Consider the following 22,534-nt stretch of genomic DNA (forward strand, 5'->3'; position numbering starts at 1 on the left):
CTAATAATGAGCATGTTTATTGGCATAAAAGAGTGAAAACATGGAAATGACTAATAAGAATAAGAAAAAGCTAAGGGCTGGGTAATAAGACTTGGTAAAGTCAAAGATGTAACCAATAATAGAAAAGGCAATGGCTGCTCCAAAATTGGTAGCAAAATTGATCAAGGGATAAGCCTTACCATAATTTTGAAAACCAAAGATATGGCGGGTAACCAGAGGAATAGAAACTGCTATAACACCAAAGCTTGAACCAAAAAGAAAAGCAGCTAGTAAGAGAAGAGCTGGATTCTTACTAATAAGTAGCAGGAAGATAGCCACTAGGACTGTAATAATCAGTGCACAAGAGGCTTTAATAGCACCAATTTTATCACTGAGGTAACCAACAGCCAACTTAGAAAGGATATTTCCTATCATCGCCATAGACAATAAACCAGCCCCAGTCGTAACACTCAAGCCAATGCTGTCAGCAAAACCTGGGAAATGTTGAGTCATACTTGAGATAAAACTACAAGAGACCGCAAAGATGATAACAGCAAGAAAACTAATGCTAAAGTTAAAGGGTTTGATATCATCACTCTCTAGTCCTTTTTCTTCCTTATGACCATAGGCTTTCAAACCTTCTTTTTCAGGATCAATTTTAAAGGGATATAAAATGGCTGGCAGGCAAAAGAGAAAAATAAAGAAAGCTTGCAGCCAATAACCCATCCGCCAACCATGTGACAGAATAAACTTTGCAAAGATCGGTGACATCAAGGCACCTGTAATGCCGCTAAAACTAAAAGCAATACTAGTAGCCAAGCCGTTTTTTTCAACAAACCAATAGTTGATAATGAGAGTTAGAGTCATGATTGAAAACATACCAACACTAAAACCTCTGATCACCGCTAAAAGGTAAAACTGCCACAGATGACTAGACATTCCCATCAGTCCAGTTGATAAGATTCCTATAACCACGGAAATAGTCAGCAATAACTTAAAGTTAAGCTCCTTTAAAAAATTAGTGACAAATAGGCCAGCAATGGCATTAACCAGTGAAAATATAGTCATATTGAATGCAAAGGATCCTCGTAAGATTCCTAGATCCTGCGATACGACACTATAGAAAACTCCTGACGTATTAATAGAAATCCCAATGGAAGCCGCTGCTAAGCCACAGAGCACCATGAGGACTCGCCAAGATTTATGTTGTTGTTTCATTTTTTTCTCCTAAACTTTTATAAAGATCTTTTAAAATCATCTGATCCTAAAAAGACTATTCTAACTTTACCACAGCTGTGCGCTTTGTACAACGACAGAGACTCAAAATGTCATTCTATTTCAAAAGTACCTTCTCTCAGGATCAAAACTGAAATAAGATTTCCTAAGAAAGACTATTTTTTCAAAGATGAAAAAAAGTCTTGCACAGCAAAGAATCTTATAGTATTATAGAAAGGTAGCCGCTATAGTTAAATGGTATAATAAAGCAATGGTAATGCTTCGTTCCGAGTTCGATTCTCGGTGGTGGCATCGAATAAGACAAAGCCTTTAGAACATTTATTTCTAAGGGCTTTTTTCTGCGGTTTTCAAAGGATAAGAAGCGTCTTGACAGAAAATGTAAAGTAGACTATACTTTTTATAAAGACTGAGGTTTTTACAACTTACTTAGGAGGTATAGGATGTTAAAAATTGACCACTTGTCTAAAAGCTATGGTAAGAAGACCATCTTAAAAGACAACTCGTTCTCAATTAATTCAGGAAGTATTTGTGGTTTCGTGGGTAAAAATGGAGCTGGGAAAACAACATTTTTTCACTCCCTATTAAACTTCGTCACTTATCAAGGAAGCATCACACTAGATGATCAAGCCATCACTAAGAAAACCTACTCCAAAATAGGTTATCTGCCTGAAGAGCGAAGTCTCATGCCTAAACTAACCATATTTGATCAAGTCAAATATCTGGCTAGCCTTAAAGGAATGTCTTCAAAGGAAATCAGTGAAAAACTTCCCTTTTGGATGGAAAAACTTGATGTTAAAGGAAAGATAGGAGATAAAATCAAAAGTCTTTCAAAAGGAAATCAACAAAAGGTGCAACTGATTATCACGCTCATTCATGAACCAGATTTAATCATCCTAGATGAACCTTTCTCCGGTTTAGACCCAGTCAATACAGGACTGCTCAAGGAAATTATTCTTGCTGAAAAGGCACGGGGTGCCACTATTATCTTTTCTGATCATGTCATGACCAATGTGGAAGAATTGTGTGACCAACTGATCATGATTGACGATGGAAAGATTGTTTTAGACGGATCCATTCAAGAAATCAGAGATTCCTTTGGCAAGACTAGACTCTATCTATCATCTGAAGTTGCTGAATCCACCCTGCAAAGTCTGGAGCAAGTGACATCTTACCATAAGACCAATCAGGGCAAATGGAAACTTATCTTGGAAGATCAATCAGCTGGCCCAGCAATCTTCAAAAGAGTAAGTGATGGTCACTACATTGAAACTTTTGATCAACAAGCCCCATCAATTGATGAAATCTTTAAATTAATGTCAGGAGCAAGTTCATGAAAGAAATTCTAATTGTTACAAAAGAAACCTATCTCAGACAAGTTAAATCCTGGTCTTTCTTTCTGATGATTATATCACCTTTTATCTTTATTGGTTTTTCCTTAGGTATAGGTTATATCAGCGGAAGTTCTGCAGCAAAGACTGACAAGATCGCTATTATTGCAGAAGATCCATCAGTGAAAGAAGCTTTTAAAACCATTCCTGACACTAGCTTTGCTTACAAAAACGCTGAGGCAGCAAAAAAAGCCCTAGAAAAAGAGAAGATTTCAGGCTTTTTGGCTATTAGTGAAAAAGATGGTTCTATCATTGCAAACTACCATAGTAAAGAAGAGATGTCAGACCGTCAGAAGGGACAGTTCCAACAGGTACTTCTTCCTCTTCAGAATCAGTTAAATCTCAAAAAAGCTCAGTTAAGTCCTAGTCAAATAAAAGACCTAGCTAAGAAGCCCCAATTAATTAGCCAAAAAGAAAATAAATTCAATTACAATAAGATCAGTAAATACATTTCATTCTTTGGACTGACATTTATCATGTACTTTATCATCATGATTTACGCCTCTCAGACTGTGCAAGAAATTGCTTCTGAAAAGGGAACAAAAATTATGGAAGTCATTTTTTCCAGTATCCCTGCTGAAAAATACTTTTATGGCCGTATCCTAGGTATCTTATCTGTTATTCTGACCCATGTTGGAATCTATATCCTAGGTGCCTATCTTATCTTCCAAGTCGCTAACCAAATAGAAAATTCACGGAAGATGCTTGAAGGTATAAAACCAATTCTATCAAGCACCTTGAAACATTTAGACTGGTCCATGATCTTTTTTGCAATTTTTGGAGTTCTTATCTATGTTGTCTTGGCAGCCTTATGCGGCTCTCTTGTTACCAGAGCAGAGCAAGCAGGACAGGCAGCACAACCTCCTATATATCTCATCATTGTTGCCTTCTTTGGCGCCCTTACCTTTGGCCAAGGAGGTACAGATGCACTAGTTCTAAAAATTGGTTCTTACCTACCCTTTATTTCTACCTTCTTTATGCCTATCCGTCTGATAAATGGCTACGCTTCACAGGCCGAAAGCATCCTTTCTTTAGGGGTTCTAGTCTTGTCTACCCTGGCATTAACCATTTATATTGGTAAGGCCTATTCTGGTTTAATACTTCAAACTGATGACATTGGCTTTTACAAGTCCTTGAAAAAAGGCTTGAGCCACAAATAAAAAAAGATTGAAGAAAAAGTTCTCGTCTTTACTTTTTTGATACTTTTCTTAGGTGGTGGGGAAAATAGGTTAAACAGTCAGGGGAGTGACTGTTTAAGGAAACGGAGAAATTCTATGCCTAAGCTTTGAGCCCTAGGGCTCAAAGCTTCCCTGTAGCTGAAAATTAAAGAATTTTTCAGCTACTAACACCACGGCGAAAACTATCTTTGGAGACTCACTTCGTTCGCACTTCTCTTTGCCTGTCATAAGATTTCTTTGAGAAATAATCAACTAAAAAAGTGATGATCAAGAGAAATCATCACTTCATCTATATTCTAAGAGGCTTACGCATTTAGCCTCTTTTTCTTTGTCGTCTAAGAAAGACAAAAACAAGGGGTAAAACAGATACAAAGATAATGGCTAGCATGATCATTTCAAAATGTCTTTGAACAAAGGGGATACTGCCAAAGAAGTAGCCTGCAAGAAGACCAACCACAACCCAGGCCAGACCACCAATAATATTATAGGTTAAGAATTTCTTTCGATCCATCTTTCCAATCCCAGAGATAAAGGGGATGAAGGTTCTGACAATAGGAATAAATCTTCCTAAAGAAATAGCAATATTGCCATACTTACTAAAAAAAGTCTCTGTTTCTCTGATATGTTGATCCTTGATAAACTTACCTAAAAATGGAAACTTCCGTAAAGAAAGTCCATACTTGCGCCCTAAGCTATAGTTGACATAATCACCTAAAATAGCTGCCACTGCTAAGAGCATAAGAAAAGGGATGGGATTATAAAGACTTTTAGCAATAAAGGCTCCGGTCATAAACAAAAGAGAATCTCCCGGTAGGAATGGAAAGAAAACCAGTCCGGTTTCAATAAAAATAATTAAAAATATAATAGCAAAAGCAAAAAGCCCATACTGAGTCAAAATCATGTTAATAAAATGTGTAAACATAAAAAAATCCCTTTTCTCTCTTGTGGTCAAATCAACTATCTTCGGTTTTTATCATTAAAGCGCCAGCCTCACTAAGTAAACACCTTCAGCCTTAAAACTGGCTTAAGCTAGCAGTTTTTCTTCTCTATATTTGCTACTCTAGATCAGTAAAATATAAGCTGTAATCATAAACACGCTGATTAGAATGGTTAGTGAATTAATGTTTGCTGGGGTTGGACTGTGACTTCCCAATTCCCGTGCAAAGATTGGAGTTAATACGGCAATGGGGGCCATTAGACAAATGCTTAGCATCTCTTTAATGGTTAGATCAATGGGCAAAAGGTAGACCAAAACAATAAGTAGACCGTTTCCAAGAACCCTAATAGTCAAAAGTTCAGACAATTCTTTGAAAGCAGCTCGGCTTAATTGAAAATCAACCATATTACCTAAAACAAACATGGCCAGAAATGGATTAGCATCAGCCGCAATTTTAGCTATAGATAGAAGAGGTAATGGTATTTTAAGTTTGAGCAAAGACAGGCTAAAGCAAATTAAATAGGTGCAAAAAGGAACTGAAGATAAGAGTTTTTTGAGAACATCTCTTGGTCTCATCCTATGTCCTAGCTGACTAGCTGCATTTGCTACTACATAATTCCCTCCAAAAACCATCAAGGCATTTCCTGTGTCAAAGAGAATGACATAGATAAGATAGCTTGCTGGAAAAAAACTTTGAACAAAGGGAAAGGCAAAATTACCAACATTATAGCCTGCTAGCTGAACAGTCTCTTGAGCTTTTTGCACAGCTGATTTCTTATGTCCCCTATAAAAACCTAAAGCTAACATGAGAAAATTCCCAAGCAAGGCTAGAGACACAGGGATTAATAAAAAGAGACTTATTTTTAAATCTTTAGCAGAAATCAACAAAGCAGCTGGCAAGGTCAGATTCATTACAATTTTCGAGAGAGCTCTCCCCTCACTTGCCCCAACAAGTCCTTTCAGCTTAAAAATATAACCTAAAACAACTGCTAGAACAAAAGCACCTGCCTTTACTAAAATATCAAGCACAGTAACCTCCTTATAAACTCTATCTAGTATATCACAATTTTCTCAATAAGCATCTTGATTAAAAAAGCCATTAGTATGCTTTCAGTCTTTCTGTTTTCAGAACTATTTGAATATAAATCATAGCCTAATGACAGCTTACAAAAAAAGCCCTCAATAGGGCTTGAAATTAGCTATAGCAAAAGAATGATCCCAGATTTTCTTAGCTTCAAAGATCTTAGGATCGAGGCTAAACTTTTACTTTTTCTCCTCATTAAAGAGTAGGTCAGCTATATATTCTACAGGCATCTCCTCCCCTGTAAAGAGTTTAAAGGCTTCTGCTCCTTGATATAACATCATGCCAAGTCCATTAATGGCTTTTTTGGCACCATGTTCTTTGGCAAATTTCAATAATTTTGTTTCTGCTGGGCTATAAACCACATCAAAAACAATCAGGTCTGGTCTAATGACTTCTGGATCTGTAATTAAGCTTTGATCTTCCAAAGGCTTCATACCAACCCCAGTGGCATCAATAAAAATACTAGACTCTGCAATTGATTTTTTAAAGGCTTCTTGGTCCGCAAGATCAGATAGACTAGCCTTGGTACTTGTTTTACTAGTGATTTTCTCAACTGTTTTTTCTGCATTGGCATAGAAGTCATCTTTTTGGTTAAAGATGCGCACTTCCTTAGCGCCATCCAAGCCCAGCTGTACAGCTATGGCCGTCCCTGCACCGCCAGCACCTGCTAGAGTAATGATTTGATCTTTAATATCAACACCTTCTTCTGCAAGAGCTCTTACAGCTCCTGTACCGTCAGTTATGTGACCAACCAGGTGTCCCTTACCATCTTTATTAACAACCGTATTAACAGCACCTACAAGTTTGGCTGCTGGTGAAATTTCATCAAGGTAGGGAATAATGGTCTGCTTGTTTGGCATTGATACATTTGAACCTCGAATCCCTAAGGAACGAATGCCCTGAACTGCATCTGCTAATTCTTCATTACCCACCTCAAAGGCAAGATAGGCATAGTCTAGGCCAAGCTTTGCAAAGGATTCATTATGCATCTTTGGAGAAAGGCTATGGCGTATAGGCGTTGCAATCAATGAAATAAGTAAAGTGTGTCCTGATAAACGTTCTGACATAAAAATACTCCTTTTTTACTGGATACCAACAATTGTGTTCTCTGACGAGAAGACCTTTTTATAACGGAAAAAGGTTATGGTTAAGACAAAAGAACCTAGAATAGCTAGAATTGCTACCAGATAAAAGACTGATTGGATACCTCCTTCGGCTAGGATACCTGTGATATAAGGTGTTCCCATTACAGATAAGGAGGTAGATAGGGAATAATAGCTGGTCACAAGGCCTTTTCTTTGTGGGAAAAAGTCCAATAGGATGGTAAGACCCAGCTGCCATATCCCACCTGCCGCAAAAAATCCAATACAGAAAGTCGCAAAGACCAAAGTACAGATATTAGGAACAAAGAGCATAATCAATAGAGCCAAGGCCGACATGCTGGTACAAAAGGTCATAAAAGCAAGGATGTTGACACCTTTTTTAATAATGATAGACGTTACAAAGACAGATATGAAAGAAAAGATACTGTAGAGACTGACAAACATGAGACTATCTGTCTTAGCAATACCCACAACTTCTTCTGCAAAAGTAGGTATCCAAATAATAAAGATATTAAACAAGGAAACAGAAACCAGTGAAAAAATAAGTAGACAGATACCTTCAATAGAAAAACGAGACTGAGGGCAAGGAAGTTCAGCTTCAGCTAGCTGCTCTGTTGAAGGTTTGTTCTTTTCTTTCACCTTATCTTTAGGGAAAGGAAGCTTGACAATAAAGAAAACATTAATGATTAAGGTGAGGATAACAAATAGAAACGTCCAACCAAAATAAAAATGATTTTTTAAGAGGAAGCTGGTTACAATAGGTAGAAAAAATTGTCCCATTGAAATGAAAGCCTTATTTAAAACACTCAAGGCACTATTGTTATGGTGTTCTTCAAAAGACTCAACAACAGCTGGATAGGTTGCGGTATCTAAAAAAGAGTTTCCAATACCAGCAAAAATAGCAAAGAAGAAGGCTAACCAATAGGATTGAGCAAAGAGCAAGCCCCCATAAAAACAGACATAGGAAAACATTCCCAGTAACACTGCTTTTCTTCTTCCTAAAAGATCCGAGAGAAAGCCGGCAATATTGACACTTAGTACCCTACCAAAACCAATGGCACTGATCACTAAAGTGATTTGACTAATGGAAGCCTGCCATCTCCCTTCAAAAATAGACATATTCTGGGAAATGATAATACTTGCAATCCCTTGAAAAATATAGTTTACATAAAGTGCACCTATGGTTGGTACATACTTATTTTTCATCTAAAGTTTCTCCTTAATACTTCTTATTTACAAAGTTTAAAACGAACAGATAATTCCTTCATTTTAAAAACAATTCATCTTTTTATACTTAAAAACGGGATATTCCCCTTAAAACCACTCCATCCTGGTGAAAACCCGTCTTTTATTATAACGTATTTTTTCAAGTTAGGAATGTTTGTTAAAAAAATAATAAAATTCAATTATCTTAATAAGCTCAAGTCAGCTGTCCTTAAAGATCAAAAAAAGCTTGAAATCTCAAGGGAAACGGCTTTTTTAAAAAAGTATCAAGAGAAAATAGGACACAAAAAAATTGAAGAAAAATAACTTTTTCTTCAATCTGCCAATCCTAGAAGATTTGGACTTTTCTTATTTTTCCTTTAAGGTCCACAGGCTAAAGTGATTACTATCAGGTTCTTCTTTACTTGAGAGTTCAATTTCAATAATTAAGGCTGGATAAGTCTCTTCAAATTGATAAATCAGTTCCTGGTTAAAGGCACTAGCAAGAATGGTCATTTCTTGTCCCTTTACTTGTTCTGCCAGATACAATCTGAGGGTAACTTCCTTTTCTTTCAAGTAGTCATTATCCTTAAGTCCAATTGCGCCAATAGATTGAACTGTGTCATAACGATAAGACAGAACATAGATCTGCTCCTTAACTTTCCTAACTTCTTTTTTAGCTAGGGAGCTGATATCACGGTCCAGCACCTTAACCTCTTTTTGCCTTTTAACCGCGAGCTCTAGGGCTAGTTCTTCCCCTAAAAATTGAGCCCTGCCCTGATAGACTGCTACGGTATCTTGACCAGATCTTTCCTCCCATATGATGGGTAAAATTAAGCCTAATTTACCAGCATCCTTACTTTGGGGCTGGAAATATTTTGGTAAGATAGGTTCTTCATAATCTTTAAGCCAAAGTGTTGACTGATAGGTTTTCTGAAGACTATCAATCTGATGATAGTAGGTCTTTGGCTGATCATAGGTGCTAATCTGCTTATAAGCTCCTGCTTTTTCTTTAGGGCTTTGAGCCAAGGGATCCAGGTAAGACCTTTCTCCCTTGAAATCATAGTGATGATGGACTGGGTAGGCACAAACAGAGGCTTTGGCTGCTAAAGGAGACTCAACTTTTAGCTGATAAGAGATACCTTCTAAACCAGGACTTTTAAGCTTCAGCTCCACTAGGCCAGCCTGTCCACTGAGTTGAATGATAAGAAGGAGCTTTCCTTTATAAGCTCTTTTCTTACAAACATTGTACAAGCTATGATCAGTAGGGTTGGCATTGTCCAGTGCCAACAATTTTGCTGGGCCACTGAGCTCTGCTTCAATCAGGTTGTCGGCACTAATAACCAGTTTCTTGTCACAATCACAAAGATTAACTGTCAGATAAAGAAGCTGATCTTCCTGTGATTGGTAATCTTTATAGGTTAGCAATTCCAAATGGTCTACCGACTCAAAATGACTGACCTCTTTTCTACCTGAAGTTTCTGAAATCAGTCTTCCCAAATGATCATAAGCATAGGCTAAGAGCTTTCCCCTCTGATAAGGAATCTGCCAAGATAAGTAGAGGCTGTCAGCCTGCAATTCAGAAGAGCTATCCTCCACATGCACCTGATAGCTATGACCACTTGCTGTTTTCACCTTGGTAAAATATTTTCTGCCGTAATCAATCTGTCGGCCTCTCTCATCTTCAAAGATCAATTGCACGCTGCTGGCATTGGAGTAGACATGGACCTGAACCAGATTGTCTTCTTGCAGCTGGACAACCTTATCGTCCCATACTGGCAGAATATGGAGGGTGTTGATATGCTCTGCCCACTGACTTTGATAAAAATAATAAGAATCTTTTGGAAAACCAGCTGTATCAATAATTCCAAAGTAAGAATGCTTGGGTGAAGGCCAGCTAGCAGTGACTCCTGGACTAATATTGTTCCAAGGTGTTGGCTCACCAAGATAATCAAAGCCAGTCCAGACAAATTCACCTGCTATAAAGTCTCTACTAATAACATCAAACCAGGCCTGACTAGCATAGGCTCCCCAGGCCACTGTTGAAAGATCATAGGAAGTTAACTCATACTGACTGCCATCTTCTTTATCAGGCTCTATATAGACAGATCTAGAATTAACAGCGGAAGCCGTTTCAGAGCCATATAAAAACCACTTTGGGTGTTCCTTATGCAGGCGATCATATTCTTTGCCCTTGGCATAGTTAAGCCCCACCATCCCTTGAACTTGCTTAGACTGACTGAGCTTTTCAAAGATTGCAGAGATTTCCTTATGCCAGCAAAAACTAGTATCCTTAATCTTATTATCCCCAATGGTCAAAAAACGAGAACCATCAATTTCCTCAGCACACTTAATAAGCTTTTCTGCTAATTGAGGATAGTGGGAAGGATCCCCTGAAATACCTTCAAATAATTCATTACCAATAGACCAGCCAATGATGGCAGGGTTAGTAATGCCTTGAATTATCATATTTTGCAAGCAATATTGACCCCAAGTGGTCTCAGCTGCCACTTTAGCCTCTAGATACTGACTATCCCTAGGAGATAACTGCTGATGAAAATACTTGGAAAAATCCTTATCATTACCATTTTTAGGATAAGACCAGGTGTCAAAAGCTTCTTCAAGAATAAGAAATCCCAGTTGGGCAGCCAACTTTTTCATCTGCCTAGCTGCAGGATTGTGAGCAATCCGGATGGCATTTGCTCCCATCTTTTTTAGGAGTTCTAATTGCCGTTCAAAGGCATTCTTGTAGGCACATGCTCCCAGGCCACCCTGATCATGGTGAAGGCAGACTCCTTTTAATTTAAGGGCTTGTCCATTTAAATAGAGACCTCTTTCTGAGGAATAATCAAGCTTTCTAAAGCCCGTTTCTACCTTTATGCAATCGTAGACTCTTTTTGAATCCCTCAATTGAAGCTCAAAAGTATAAAGATAGGGCTGATCTGGAGACCATAGCTTGACAGACCCCAAATCCAGATTAACTTGGCAGGTCTTTTTTTCTTGCAAGCGATTGAGACTCAGCTTATAGTCCTGCAAAATGAGCTTGTCCCTTTTTTCAGAGTAGAGGCTTTCTTTGACACTTACTAAAAGTTCTAGCTTAGAACTTTCTGCTGGAAGCTTTGCTATTTGAAAGAAAAGATCACACTGTAAATTTCTATCCTTTTGGCTGACATAGTCTTGAGAGTTCTGCCATAGAATACGACAACTATTTTCTATAAAATGAACTTTAGCTAAGACGGATAAACTGACCGGCCGGTACAAGCCTGAACCGGAGTACCATCTGGAACTGGGGATCTTGTTTTCTACCCTAATGGCAATGGTATTTTCGCCCCCGAAGTTAATAAAGTCGCTAATCTGATAGGAAAAAGCCAGGTAGCCATTAAGATGTTTTCCAATGTAGTGACCATTCACATAGACTTCTGTCTCCATATAAGAGCCATCACACTCTATACTGAAATCACTGCCTGACAAATGCTGATCTACCAAAAATGTTTTACGGTACCAGCCCACTCCTCCTAACTTATAAGCACTTTCTGCTTCTGCATTTGCTGTATAGGGCTGATTAATACTAAAATCATGGGGGAGGTTAACTTCTTCCCAGTTGCTGTCATCAAAATCAGGACAAAAAAGCTGATCAAAGTCCCCAAATTGGAAACGCCAGTGATCATTAAAATCCTGATGACGACCTTCTTTTTCAATCACTTGTACAGTTCGATTGTAGCAGTTTTGATCATCACAATTATTATTTTTCATCATCTTTATAACCTAGCTAGTATGTCTTCTCAATAGATTGGTAATTGTTCTTATATTGGTCTCGGAATTCCTTTGGAGATAGACCATTTAATTTTTTAAAGATCTTAATAAAATAATGGTTGGTATTATAGCCTGTTTGGTAGGCAATTTCATTAATAGAATCATTGGTATAGAGTAACAAGGTCTGCGCCTTTTGAATTCTAATCTGGTTCAGGTATTGAGCAAAGCTTTGCTTGGTCTCGTTTTTAAAGCATTGCCCCAGATAGACCCCATTAACATGCAGCTGGTCTGCAATGTATTTAAGGCTCAAATCCTCTGCATAGGAATTGGTTATAAAGGCTATGGCTTCAGACACCAAGGCTGAATACCTTTTTTGCTTGGCCTTGTCTTCCTTTGTTACCTCTAAAACACGCAGGAGAGCATCTTTTAACATATTAATTTGTGAACTCTCATGAATGGTTTCCAGCATGGCATTATAAATGCGTTTGTCTAAGCTAGGAAACTTCCGATAAATGTCTAAGAAGAGCAGAAAACTAACATGCTTGACATCCTCTGGGGTATAATCCATTAGTCTCATTTCCTCAAAAATAGCTTCTAATTTGCGGATAATGGTTGGCCTGTCTCCAATCATCAGGGCTTTGTTAAAGGAAAGAAACTGTAGTTCAGAATCTGCAATATCAATTTTAGAATAGCTTTGTGAGTCTCTACTTGATATTTCTTGGTTGAAAAACAAGCTTTTTTGCACTTGATTATAACTTTCATAAACATTTTCCCAGTCTTCAACAGTTTCACCCAGGACAAGCTGGTCAATAATGGAAGTAAAGCTTTTTTGTAGGTTCTTAACAAAGGACTTTGCCTCTTGTCGCTTTCCAACTAAGATGGCAAAGAGTTCTTGTTTTTCTTCATTATGAATGACATTCAATAATTGATTTTGCTTCAGGAAAAAATTGTTTAGCCCCTGCTCATAGGCCCTATAGTGCAGGTATAAGACTGTGTAATCTAAGTCTTGATTAGGGTATTTTTTATTGATCAGCTCTAGGTAGTCTTTCTCACTGAGTTCATCATGTAACCAGTAATTGATCAGAATTTCCTGATACTTGTCCTTTTTATCTTCTTCCTTTTTTTGCTGGTCTAAATAAGCTTTGAAAGAAGCCATTTTTTCTTCAAGTTCTTTTTTATCCACAGGTTTAAGAAGGTAGGCCTTGGTTTCTAACTCAATAGCTTTTTTAACATAATCAAACTCCTGATAACCAGATAAGATCATGGTTTGCAACTGAGGCTGCCGTTTTTTAGCTTCCTCAATCAGGTCTAAACCAGACATTTGCGGCATGTTAACATCAGATATTAAGACATGAAAGCTGTCCTTACTGAGATAGTCCAAAGCTTCCTTAGCTGATTTAGCCGTAGCTGCCACCTCAAAACCAAAGCTTTTCCAATCAATAATGACCTTTAAGCCCTGTAAGATCATATACTCATCATCCACTAGTAGTACCTTATACATTAGCTTTCCTTTCTAATCTTAATCATGACTTGAAAACCACCTTGGGAGGATTGGCTGATTTCCCAAAGAACTCGATCTTTAAAATAAGTTATCAGCCGCAAATAGACATTGGACAAGCCAATGGAGCGTTCTGAATTTAGGTGTGAATTACTCATGTTTGCCATGAGCTCTTCCATCTTTTCTTTAGAACAGCCTCTGCCATTATCTGTGATCAAAAGGCAAATATGATCTTCTTTGTCTAAGGCCTTGATACTGAGGGCATTGTTATAACGTTCGTAATCAATACCGTGGACAAAATAATTTTCCACTAGGGGTTGAATAATGAATTTTGGAACGACAAAGTTGGCTATACTATCATCAATAACAACATGATAGGCAAAACTTTGCGGGTATCTCATCTGATAGAGATATATATACTTTTCACAAAAGGCTAGTTCTTCCTTTAGGCTTGTCGTCTTATCTGAACTAATATTATTTCTTAGAAGCGAAGCAAAGGCATAAATAACATCGGCCAGTTCCTCTTCTTGACAGCTCAAAGCATACATCCTGATATATTCTAGGGTATTGTATAAGAAATGAGGATTAATTTGTGCTTGCAAGGCCTGCATATGAGCATCTCTTTGCTTGACTTCTAAGCTATAGATTTCTGCAATCTTTTGATTAATATTATCCAGCATTTGATTAATCCCATGGGAGATATTATAGAGTTCCAGTTCCATATTGTCATTGTCAATTTTTAAGGACAAGTCTCCTGCTGCCACCTTATCAAGGGTAGAGGTAATTTCAGATACCTGATTGATATAATTCCCAAAGAGGCTGAAAAATAGTTTTAATAAGAGCCAAGATAGGAAACCTGAAATCAGAAGGTAGCAAAAAATAATAGTATAGATTTTTTTCAGAAAATAGGACTTATCAACAACCGAAAGGGCCAAGAGATGATCGGAGTCACTATAGTAAATTTCCTTGTCCTTGCTGATCTTAGCAGGGTCAATTCTTCCTCCCTTTTTAATTTGCGTGGCAATCTTACTAATTAGATCTTTAGGAAGTTCTTTCCCCTGATGATAGAGCTTTCTGCCATAGTTATCAAAGGTCACCGTGCTAATATAGGCATCTTCTTTGAGATTACTTTCTTTTTCTGGAATCTTAAATTGGATATAAAGACTACCTGAGAATTCTCTGGTGTCTGGATTTAATATGGGACGGGTCAGATAGTTGCCCTTAAGAAAAGTTAATTTGCCTGTTTTTAATTGACCCGTTTTTCGAGCACTATCTGCCAGCAAATAATAATTACTGTCATCCAAACTGATAACAATGCTTTTAATTTCCGGATAAAGATCAAACATTCTTTCAATTTGATCAGAAAAAGGAACCGTATTTCTACCATCTTGCCAGTCATCAATCACCCTGTTAAAATACTGACTTTGACTCAAGGTCATAAAATCATAGAGGTTTTGATAATCATCTTTTCGACCAATGAGTTGCTCCATTACCCTTAAGGTGACAAAATTTTGAGATTCTAAGTTCCTTACTGTATTTTCCAGGGTTCTGGTAATTTCTTTACTTTTCGTCTGCCCTTGAAAATTAATAGTCAGGACACTAAGCAACATGGTACTAAAAATGAAAAAGAGTACAATCAAGGTACTATAAATCTTCATCAAGCGGTTGATCAATATGCCTTGATGATAGTAACGACGAAAATTAGTGAGAAATTTTTTAATAAGCATCTACTTTACCATCTACAATCTTTCGATTTCCTTTTGTTAGCTTATCCATCATAATAGCTAAGAGGCCAAAGCTGATAAACAAATACAAACCCTTGTATTGCCAAGTTATTCCCCAGACGGCTACAGTGAGGATTATCTGGGTTAAAAGAGCCTTTCCACTAAGAAAGAGACTCATAAAAGAAAGCTTTGCATTATTCCAGAGGCTGATTTCATAAAAGCAGTTGTAAAAGGTCATATAAATATAGAGCAGATAGCTTAAAAGAATAGCCACCACTAATAAAAAGGTCAGTGCCAAAAAGAAGATCTCTTTTATTTGAAGAGCCAAATAGAGGTTATAAGACAAGAAGCCTAGCAGCAAAAAAAAGCTGAAGAAAATATAATTAGCCTTGAGAAAGTTGGCCTTCCATATGCTAAAAATGGTCTTCATATCTCTTTTGGCATCTTTTTGATCCCATTGGGTCTGTAAGTTAATGAGGGTCTGCCATGCTGGGCCAAGACCAAAAACAATCCCACCGCAAATGGTCAATAGATGAAAGATCAGCGTTAGCTGAATCATCTTCCACACACCATTGCATAACTTTTCTATTCCCGACATCTGACTCTCCTATCTGCATTTTTTCTGTCTTATCTCCTATACTATAACATAAGTTTATAGGCATTGATAACTATTAAAAAAGGATTGAGGCTCCCCTCAATCCTCTATAGTTCACTGATAATCTATTTCTTTAAGATCATCACGTTATTTTTGCTTTGCTTGATAGTCATCAAGTTGGCTTTGCAATTCTTTTTGAACCTTGTCCCATCCAGCAGCTTTCAAATCTTTAAGCATTTTTGGAAGAGTTTGATCAGGATCAACTGTTCCAGTATTAAGACTTGCCTTGTAGCGGTTCATCACATTAGCAATGTTAGATAATTCTGTTTTGATTGGTTTTGTATTGACATTAAAGCCAAGAATTGGAGATTCTGTAGCTTCTTTAATTGACTTGTCACGTTTTGCAATCATGTCATCAGTGATGGATTCTTGGGTGTATAGGATCTTGTTATTTCCAGTATTCCAAGCAGACATGTGTAGTTTAGGTTGATAGCCATCAAGGAGTTTGATTTTTTGATCTCCTACCTTCTTCCAAGCTTTTCCTTCTTCACCATAGACAAGGCCATTTAACAATTTTGGATCACTGTTTAATAAGGCAAGAACTTCAACAGCTTTTTCCTTATGTTTTGAAACATTTGAAACAACAAAGTTGGCCATCTGAGCTTGAGAAGTTGTTTTTAGAGGCACAGTAAGAGGACGTGAAACAATCTCTTTACCTGCTGCATTTGTTAGGATAGTATCGCCGTAGTCCATAGGACCTTGCGTTTCTTCACGCATGAACCAAGTTTTTCCTTCCAAAGGATAGCCTTCTGTGTTTGTTGCAGCATCTTTTGGAATAATACCTTCTTGATACCATTTATGCATCAAACGAAGGTTTTCTTGGAATTTTTCATCTTCATACTGATTAACAATTTTTGCCTTACCAGTTGATTCTACTTTGACTGCAAATGGCTGTTCCTTTGTTAGAGGATAGTCAAAATTACCAGACATATTGTAAACTTGGCCAATAGCAAAGGCAGCAACATTTGGTTCTTTCTCATGGAAGGCTTTTAAGACTGCTTCTGCATCTGCATAGGATTTAATATTAGAAATATCTAGATGATATTTATCAACATATTCCTTATTAAAAGAAAGCATTTGTTGTGCATAAACATTAGCATCTACTGGAAAGGCATAGAGCTTGCCATCAATCATATTTCCTTTAATATAGGCAGGGTCAAAATTCTTGTATGTTTTTTTGGCATACTTTGGAATCAGTTTTGTTAAATCTGCAAAGGCACCTTTTTGAGCATTGACAACATAGTTATTTGCAAAGGCCAAATCATAGTTTTCACCAGAAGCAATGATGGTACTCATCTTATTATCCCAATCACCCCAACCGATGTATTGCATGTCTAGGGTCATACCGGTTTTTTCTTTGATCCGTTTATTTGCGATTTTCATTAATTGATCAAAATTATCTGGTTTTTCACCAATCTGATACATTAATAGCTTACCACCTTCTTCTTTTGAAGATGATTTACTTCCACAAGCCACCAGACTAGAAGCTGCTAAAACAGTTCCAGCAATACAGAAAATCTTTTGCCACTTTTTCATAAGTGAACGCCTCCTAAAATTTAGTTATGTTTATTCTTTTACGCCGCCAATGGTCAAACCACCCACAAAATATTTTTGGAAAAATGGGTAAGTTAAGGCTATTGGTAAGGTCGCAACAACAACAATGGCCATCCGGACAGACTCTTTTGGTAGAGATAAGAGTCCTTCGGAAGCTTGAGCACTCATACTTGCATTTCGGGCTAGTTGCTCAAGATTACTTTGAATCTTCATTAGGAGATACTGGAGCGGAACCAGTTGATCTTTTTGAATATACAAAAGAGCATTAAACCAGTCATTCCAGTAAGTCAAAGCAGAAAATAAACTGATGGTTGCAATGCCAGGCACAGCTAGCGGAAGAACGATCCTTAGGAATATCTTTAATTCACTAGCCCCATCAATTCGAGCAGATTCAATGATACTATCAGGTACGGTTTTCTTAAAGAAAGTCCGCATGATTAATATACCAAAAGGTCCTAAGGCCATGGGTAATATCAGAGCTAAAAGGGTGTCCTTTAGGTGTAAGAGATTGCTAACAACTAAGTAGTTAGCTACCATCCCCGGTGCAAAAAGCATGGTGATAAGGGCATAGATGGTAAAGAACTTCTTATAAGGAAAGTAACTTCTTGATATGGCATAGGCATAGGTTGAGGTCATGGTCGTATTAAGAATAGTCCCAACAACGGTCACAAAGATAGAGATGAGAAAGGATCTCATTATTTTTTGTGACATAACTCCCTGAAAGATGTAGACATAAGCATGAGCAGACCACTCTTTAGGGAAGAATCCATAACCATGATTAATCAAATAGGTCTCATCTGTTAAGGAAATGATAATAACAAAGATAAATGGGATGACACAGGATATGGCAAAGAGAGCTACCAGGGTCGTAAAAATCGCATTTGTTTTCTTGTCAAAGCAACGAATATTGACTTTCTCTATTTTTTTTCTTTTTCTCATCTTTTCTCCTAGAATAAGGCTGAATCAGGATCCATACGTCTTACCACAGCATTTGAGATAAGCAAGATACAAGTACCAACAACGGACTGGTAAAGACTGGCCGCAGAAGCCATTCCAATATCTCCAGTGGAGGTTAAACCATTATAAACATAGGTGTCTAGGACACTGGTTACCTCATAGAGGGCTCCTGTATTTTTAGGAATTTGATAAAATAAACCAAAATCTGATCTAAAGATATTACCAATGTTGATAATCAGCAAAATGGACATCATCGGTATCAGTTGCGGGATAGTAATATTTTTGATCTGTTGCCACTTACTAGCTCCATCGACCATAGCAGCTTCATAATAGGTATCTGAAATCCCCATTATGGAGGCATAATAGATAATACTGTTGTAGCCTAAACCTTTCCAAACACTCATGGTTAGGAGGATTAAGGGCCACCAGGTTGGAGTTGAATACCACATAATTGGCTTGCCACCATGTTGGGTGATCAAGCTATTAATCATCCCACGATCAGGATTTAAAAAGGCATATACAAAGTATTCAATAACCACCCAGGATAAAAAATAAGGCAACAAGGACATGGTATGGTAAACCTTAATGGCCTTTTTGCTTCTGAGTTCACTCATGATAACAGCAAAGACTATGGCAAAAAAAACATTAAAGGCTAAAAAGACTGTATTATAGGCTATGGTATTTCTGGTTATCAGCCAGGCATCCTTAGAAGAAAAAAGATATTTAAAGTTATCTAATCCCACCCAAGGACTAATCCTTAAGCTATCTATAAAACCGTCAGCAGAGTAGTGGAAATCTTTAAATGCCACCACATTTGCCAGAACCGGAATATAGAAGAAAAAAACAAACCATACAAAGCCTGGTAAGACCATCAATAATAAGGTTCTATGTTTAATCACGTTTTTCCAAAAGGATCTTTTTTTAGTTTTGGTTTTTCTATGCATTAAACGAACTCTCCTAGTCACTACTTACTTCTCTTCAAGTATATCAAGCGCTTACAATTACAACAAGAAACAAATTATAGGAATCATAACACAAACTATAGGTTTGATAGCACAAAGTATAGGAATAAAAGGAAAGCCTTTTCATTCCATTTCTTTTTTGGCATACTTACTGTATAAGCTTTCGGAGGTTGAAATTATGCTACTATTAACCATTGATGTTGGAGGAACTTCCATCAAATTTGCCCTCTACCAAGATGGTAAACTCAGTCATCAAAAACAAAGACCTACACCTAAAGATTTGGAACATTTTTACTTATTATTAGAAGAAGAGGTCAAGAGTTATCAAGCTCAACATAACATATCTGGCCTAGCCTTTAGTCTACCAGGAGCTGTTAATAAGGAAAAAGGAATCATAGAAGGAGCCAGTGCATTACCTTATATACACCATTTCAAAATCGCAGCGGCTCTTGAAGAAAGGTTAGGCTTAGCAGTTAGTATGGAAAATGATGCCAACTGTGCTGCCCTTGCTGAGTCCGCACTAGGTTCGGGTAAGAATGCTCAATCTATGGCAACCCTTGTTTTAGGAACAGGGGTTGGTGGTAGTCTGGTCATAGATGGCAAGATTCATCACGGAGCTCATCTCTTTGGTGGCGAATTTGGCTTTATGGTTATGAACGAGGACTATCAGATTTTCAGTCACTTAGGTACCGTTGTTGCTATGGCCAAACGCTATTGTCAGAAAAAAGCAGACGGCAAAACATACAGTGGTAAAGAAATCCTTGCCTTAGCTGAAAATGGCGATCCCCTTGCTATAGCGGAAAGACAGGTTTTTCTAAAAAGCCTTGCCATGGGAATCTATAATATACAACATTCTTTTGATCCCCAACTGATCGCCATTGGTGGTGCTGTATCTCAAGCAGACTTTTTACTGCCCTACCTTGAAAAAGAGTTAGACAAGATCTATGAGGCTGTACAAATCTCAACCAATAGACCCAATTTAGCCATCTGCCACTTTAAACAGGAGGCCAATTTACTTGGCGCTGCTATTGATTTTATACATTCAAGAAAAGAGGATTAAAAAGGAATTTAAATGGATATTCTTGACTTTATTGATACCCGCTATGGTACAGCAAATAGCTATCATTTCTCTGAGGGCAATTGTCTTCCCTTGACGGGAACACCTTTTGCTATGAACTACTTGGCCGTACAAAGTAAGATTGAAGACACTTCCTGGTGGTTTCATCCAAAGGATCATACTTTTGCTGGCATCCGCCTAACACACCAGCCAAGTCCTTGGATAGGAGATTTTTCTAGCTTTCGATTCTTACCTGTCAGTGGTCCTATCCAAAAAGGAGGGCTGGCTCATAATTACTGGTCCTATCGTCCAGATCAGGCAAGCTTTCGGCCTCATGTCATAGAACTTTACAATCCAGCTAGAGACATGGAAGTTAAAGCAAGCTCTTCTACTTATTGCTTTAACTTTCAGCTATCTGCTCAAAAGGGGCAGCTAGGTTTTATCATTGACAATGCTGGTCTCAGCTCCTGGAAGCTTTCAGCAGATGGTAAAACCATTGAGGCTTATGTCAAAAACCATTCAGACTGTGAAGACAAAGACCTTAAAATGTATGTCAGCCTGCAACTTTCACAGCCCATTGTCACTAGAAAAATTGGCCATTTTTTAGATTCCTGCTCTTTTGATGAAGAAAAGGAAGATTCTTTTTTCTATTTTGCCTTTAAAGAGGATCTTAAAAGAGTAGAAATAAGTGGGGCCACATCTTTTATCAGCCATGAACAAGCCCAACTGAACCTGCAAAGAGAGGGGAAAAAGGATTTTTCAAAGGCTCTTTCTGAGAATCAAAAGGCTTGGCATCACTACCTAGATCGCATAGAAGTGGGAGATAGGGACTTTAAGAAGGTGACTGCCTTCTACCAGCACTACTATCGGGCTCTGCTCTTTCCACAAAAATGGTATGAGATTGATTCCAAGGGACAAGCTATTCATTACAATACTTTAAGTAAGGCAGTCACAAGAGGTAGACTCTATACCAATAATGGTTTTTGGGATACCTATAAAACTCTCTATCCCCTCTTATCTTTGATTGCTCCTGAAATTTATAGGGAAGTCTTAGAAGGACTGTTAGCCAGCTATAAGGACACGGGTTTCTTACCTAAGTGGCTCTCTCCTGATGAAAGAGGCATGATGCCAGGAACCATGGCCGATGCTGTCATTGCCGACGCAGCCTTAAAGGGAATTGGCCAAGACCTGATGCCTCAACTTCTCAAAGCCATGTTAGCAACAGCTAATCCAAGCACCGAAAGTCCGAAATATGGACGTCTGGGCCATAAAGACTACCAAAAACTAGGCTATATTCCTAACACTTACAGAGAAAGTGTCAATCAAACTCAAGACTATGCCTATAGTGATTTTTGTATCGGTCAAGTGGCACTCAGTCTGGGTCAAAAGGACTTAGCCAGTCACTATCATAAGCAATCTCTTAATTACCGACATCTCATTGATAAAGAACATACTGTACTTAGAGGCAAAGATGCCAAGGGACAGTTTGCAAAAGACTTCCTTGCAGACGCCTGGGGAAGTGACTATACAGAAGGCTCAAGCTTTCAAAATAGTTTTGCGGCCTACCATGACTTTTTAGGCCTTATCACAGCCTTTGGTGGTCCGCAGGTTTTTCATAAAAAACTTGTGGAAATCTCTAATAGCAAGCCCAGCTTTTCAGTGGGCACCTATGGTTTTGAAATCCACGAGATGTCTGAACTAGCTGCACAAGATTTTGGGCAAATTGCCATCTCAAACCAGCCCAGCTTCCATCTGCCCTATCTCTTTTATTTCATTGGAAAGCCAGAATATGGTCAATTGATTATTAAGAACTTGCTTCAGCATGCCTTTTCTGACCGATCTTATCCTGGTGATGAGGATAATGGCAGCATGAGTTCCTGGTACTTATTAAACAGTATAGGCCTTTACCCTCTGATCCCTGGAAGTGGCCAGTATCTTCTAGGTATCCCCCAGCTAGACAAGTTAACAATCCATTTACAAAATCAGAAAGAGATTGTCATTAACTGCTTGGGAAATCATCCTCAAAACCAATTTGTATCTAGCCTTCTTGTCAATCAAGAACCCTATCATAAACTCTATATCAACCATCAAGAACTTATGCAGGGATGTCACTTGGACTTTCAACTAGGTCTTATACCAGCTCTAAGGAAAGTTCAAAAATCAGACTATCCCTTCTCTCTAACAGATTAATCAAAAAAACTCCTTCTTCCTAGTCATAAAGCTAAGCCTAAACAATTTGTCTGGACCTGACTTTGCTAGTTTGAAA

The 22,534-nt window shown here is 37.9% G+C and carries 16 protein-coding genes and 1 tRNA gene; 5 read left to right on the forward strand and 12 right to left on the reverse strand.

Translation table 11 applies throughout. From position 1 onward, the window contains the following. Positions 1 to 1,197 (reverse strand): MFS transporter, encoded by a 1,197-nt coding sequence (locus HBN42_RS03635; RefSeq protein WP_165993714.1) that lies wholly within the window; start codon positions 1,195 to 1,197, stop codon positions 1 to 3. Positions 1,198 to 1,435: 238 nt separating this feature from the next. On the opposite strand from HBN42_RS03635, the gene HBN42_RS03640 reads away from it, so the two are divergent. The 3 genes from HBN42_RS03640 to HBN42_RS03650 all read left to right on the forward strand — a co-directional run bounded on the left by HBN42_RS03640 (position 1,436) and on the right by HBN42_RS03650 (position 3,763). Further along, a tRNA-Thr gene (locus HBN42_RS03640) sits at positions 1,436 to 1,506 on the forward strand. Between the two features lie 149 nt (positions 1,507 to 1,655). Further along, positions 1,656 to 2,549 (forward strand): ABC transporter ATP-binding protein, encoded by an 894-nt coding sequence (locus tag HBN42_RS03645; protein ID WP_165993715.1) that lies wholly within the window; start codon positions 1,656 to 1,658, stop codon positions 2,547 to 2,549. Beyond that, on the forward strand, positions 2,546 to 3,763 hold the full coding sequence (locus tag HBN42_RS03650) for an ABC transporter permease (protein WP_165993716.1): 1,218 nt from the start codon (positions 2,546 to 2,548) through the stop codon (positions 3,761 to 3,763). The genes HBN42_RS03645 and HBN42_RS03650 overlap by 4 nt, the downstream gene beginning before the upstream one ends. Positions 3,764 to 4,094: 331 nt before the next feature. Here HBN42_RS03650 and HBN42_RS03655 read toward each other — a convergent pair whose 3' ends face one another. The 11 genes from HBN42_RS03655 to HBN42_RS03705 form a co-directional block, all read right to left on the reverse strand. After that, positions 4,095 to 4,703, reverse strand: coding sequence for a VTT domain-containing protein (locus HBN42_RS03655; protein WP_165993717.1), 609 nt, complete (start codon positions 4,701 to 4,703; stop codon positions 4,095 to 4,097). 138 nt (positions 4,704 to 4,841) lie between these two features. Then, positions 4,842 to 5,747 (reverse strand): AEC family transporter, encoded by a 906-nt coding sequence (locus tag HBN42_RS03660; protein ID WP_165993718.1) that lies wholly within the window; start codon positions 5,745 to 5,747, stop codon positions 4,842 to 4,844. A 234-nt stretch (positions 5,748 to 5,981) separates the two neighbouring features. Continuing rightward, on the reverse strand, positions 5,982 to 6,869 hold the full coding sequence (locus HBN42_RS03665) for a shikimate dehydrogenase (protein ID WP_165993719.1): 888 nt from the start codon (positions 6,867 to 6,869) through the stop codon (positions 5,982 to 5,984). A 15-nt stretch (positions 6,870 to 6,884) separates the two neighbouring features. Further along, positions 6,885 to 8,111, reverse strand: coding sequence for an MFS transporter (locus HBN42_RS03670; RefSeq protein WP_165993720.1), 1,227 nt, complete (start codon positions 8,109 to 8,111; stop codon positions 6,885 to 6,887). Positions 8,112 to 8,477: 366 nt separating this feature from the next. Then, positions 8,478 to 11,864, reverse strand: coding sequence for a glycoside hydrolase family 2 TIM barrel-domain containing protein (locus HBN42_RS03675; RefSeq protein WP_165993721.1), 3,387 nt, complete (start codon positions 11,862 to 11,864; stop codon positions 8,478 to 8,480). A gap of 13 nt (positions 11,865 to 11,877) precedes the next feature. Continuing rightward, positions 11,878 to 13,362, reverse strand: coding sequence for a response regulator transcription factor (locus HBN42_RS03680; RefSeq protein WP_165993722.1), 1,485 nt, complete (start codon positions 13,360 to 13,362; stop codon positions 11,878 to 11,880). Further along, positions 13,362 to 15,086 (reverse strand): sensor histidine kinase, encoded by a 1,725-nt coding sequence (locus HBN42_RS03685; protein WP_165993723.1) that lies wholly within the window; start codon positions 15,084 to 15,086, stop codon positions 13,362 to 13,364. Before HBN42_RS03685 ends, HBN42_RS03680 begins: the two co-directional genes overlap by 1 nt. Next, a complete protein-coding gene (locus HBN42_RS03690; protein ID WP_165993724.1) occupies positions 15,076 to 15,681 on the reverse strand; it encodes a YesL family protein in 606 nt (201 codons plus the stop codon). The genes HBN42_RS03685 and HBN42_RS03690 overlap by 11 nt, the downstream gene beginning before the upstream one ends. A gap of 144 nt (positions 15,682 to 15,825) precedes the next feature. Continuing rightward, the gene (locus HBN42_RS03695; protein ID WP_165993725.1) at positions 15,826 to 17,274 is read right to left on the reverse strand and encodes an ABC transporter substrate-binding protein; all 1,449 of its coding nucleotides are present in this window, start codon (positions 17,272 to 17,274) and stop codon (positions 15,826 to 15,828) included. 30 nt (positions 17,275 to 17,304) lie between these two features. Continuing rightward, positions 17,305 to 18,231, reverse strand: coding sequence for a carbohydrate ABC transporter permease (locus HBN42_RS03700; RefSeq protein ID WP_165993726.1), 927 nt, complete (start codon positions 18,229 to 18,231; stop codon positions 17,305 to 17,307). A gap of 8 nt (positions 18,232 to 18,239) precedes the next feature. Continuing rightward, entirely contained in the window at positions 18,240 to 19,193 is a 954-nt protein-coding gene (locus HBN42_RS03705; RefSeq protein WP_165993727.1) for an ABC transporter permease, read from the reverse strand. Positions 19,194 to 19,389: 196 nt separating this feature from the next. On the opposite strand from HBN42_RS03705, the gene HBN42_RS03710 reads away from it, so the two are divergent. Continuing rightward, positions 19,390 to 20,271, forward strand: coding sequence for an ROK family protein (locus tag HBN42_RS03710; protein WP_165993728.1), 882 nt, complete (start codon positions 19,390 to 19,392; stop codon positions 20,269 to 20,271). Positions 20,272 to 20,283: 12 nt separating this feature from the next. Next, positions 20,284 to 22,458: a GH92 family glycosyl hydrolase gene (locus HBN42_RS03715; protein WP_165993729.1), complete on the forward strand. Its 2,175-nt coding sequence runs from the start codon at positions 20,284 to 20,286 to the stop codon at positions 22,456 to 22,458. The last annotated feature ends 76 nt before the right edge of the window (positions 22,459 to 22,534 follow it).

Source organism: Streptococcus catagoni (assembly GCF_011421425.1).
In the GTDB taxonomy this organism is placed as follows: domain Bacteria; phylum Bacillota; class Bacilli; order Lactobacillales; family Streptococcaceae; genus Streptococcus; species Streptococcus catagoni.

What these genes read in the sequence shown, in the direction of transcription:
- HBN42_RS03685 (WP_165993723.1), bottom strand. Translation starts at nt 15,086, where the DNA reads ATGCTTATTAAAAAATTTCTCACTAATTTTCGTCGTTACTATCATCAA.
- HBN42_RS03665 (WP_165993719.1), bottom strand. Translation starts at nt 6,869, where the DNA reads ATGTCAGAACGTTTATCAGGACACACTTTACTTATTTCATTGATTGCA.
- HBN42_RS03710 (WP_165993728.1), top strand. Translation starts at nt 19,390, where the DNA reads ATGCTACTATTAACCATTGATGTTGGAGGAACTTCCATCAAATTTGCC.
- HBN42_RS03695 (WP_165993725.1), bottom strand. Translation starts at nt 17,274, where the DNA reads ATGAAAAAGTGGCAAAAGATTTTCTGTATTGCTGGAACTGTTTTAGCA.
- HBN42_RS03690 (WP_165993724.1), bottom strand. Translation starts at nt 15,681, where the DNA reads ATGTCGGGAATAGAAAAGTTATGCAATGGTGTGTGGAAGATGATTCAG.
- HBN42_RS03670 (WP_165993720.1), bottom strand. Translation starts at nt 8,111, where the DNA reads ATGAAAAATAAGTATGTACCAACCATAGGTGCACTTTATGTAAACTAT.
- HBN42_RS03650 (WP_165993716.1), top strand. Translation starts at nt 2,546, where the DNA reads ATGAAAGAAATTCTAATTGTTACAAAAGAAACCTATCTCAGACAAGTT.
- HBN42_RS03645 (WP_165993715.1), top strand. Translation starts at nt 1,656, where the DNA reads ATGTTAAAAATTGACCACTTGTCTAAAAGCTATGGTAAGAAGACCATC.
- HBN42_RS03635 (WP_165993714.1), bottom strand. Translation starts at nt 1,197, where the DNA reads ATGAAACAACAACATAAATCTTGGCGAGTCCTCATGGTGCTCTGTGGC.
- HBN42_RS03675 (WP_165993721.1), bottom strand. Translation starts at nt 11,864, where the DNA reads ATGATGAAAAATAATAATTGTGATGATCAAAACTGCTACAATCGAACT.
- HBN42_RS03700 (WP_165993726.1), bottom strand. Translation starts at nt 18,231, where the DNA reads ATGAGAAAAAGAAAAAAAATAGAGAAAGTCAATATTCGTTGCTTTGAC.
- HBN42_RS03715 (WP_165993729.1), top strand. Translation starts at nt 20,284, where the DNA reads ATGGATATTCTTGACTTTATTGATACCCGCTATGGTACAGCAAATAGC.
- HBN42_RS03705 (WP_165993727.1), bottom strand. Translation starts at nt 19,193, where the DNA reads ATGCATAGAAAAACCAAAACTAAAAAAAGATCCTTTTGGAAAAACGTG.
- HBN42_RS03680 (WP_165993722.1), bottom strand. Translation starts at nt 13,362, where the DNA reads ATGTATAAGGTACTACTAGTGGATGATGAGTATATGATCTTACAGGGC.
- HBN42_RS03655 (WP_165993717.1), bottom strand. Translation starts at nt 4,703, where the DNA reads ATGTTTACACATTTTATTAACATGATTTTGACTCAGTATGGGCTTTTT.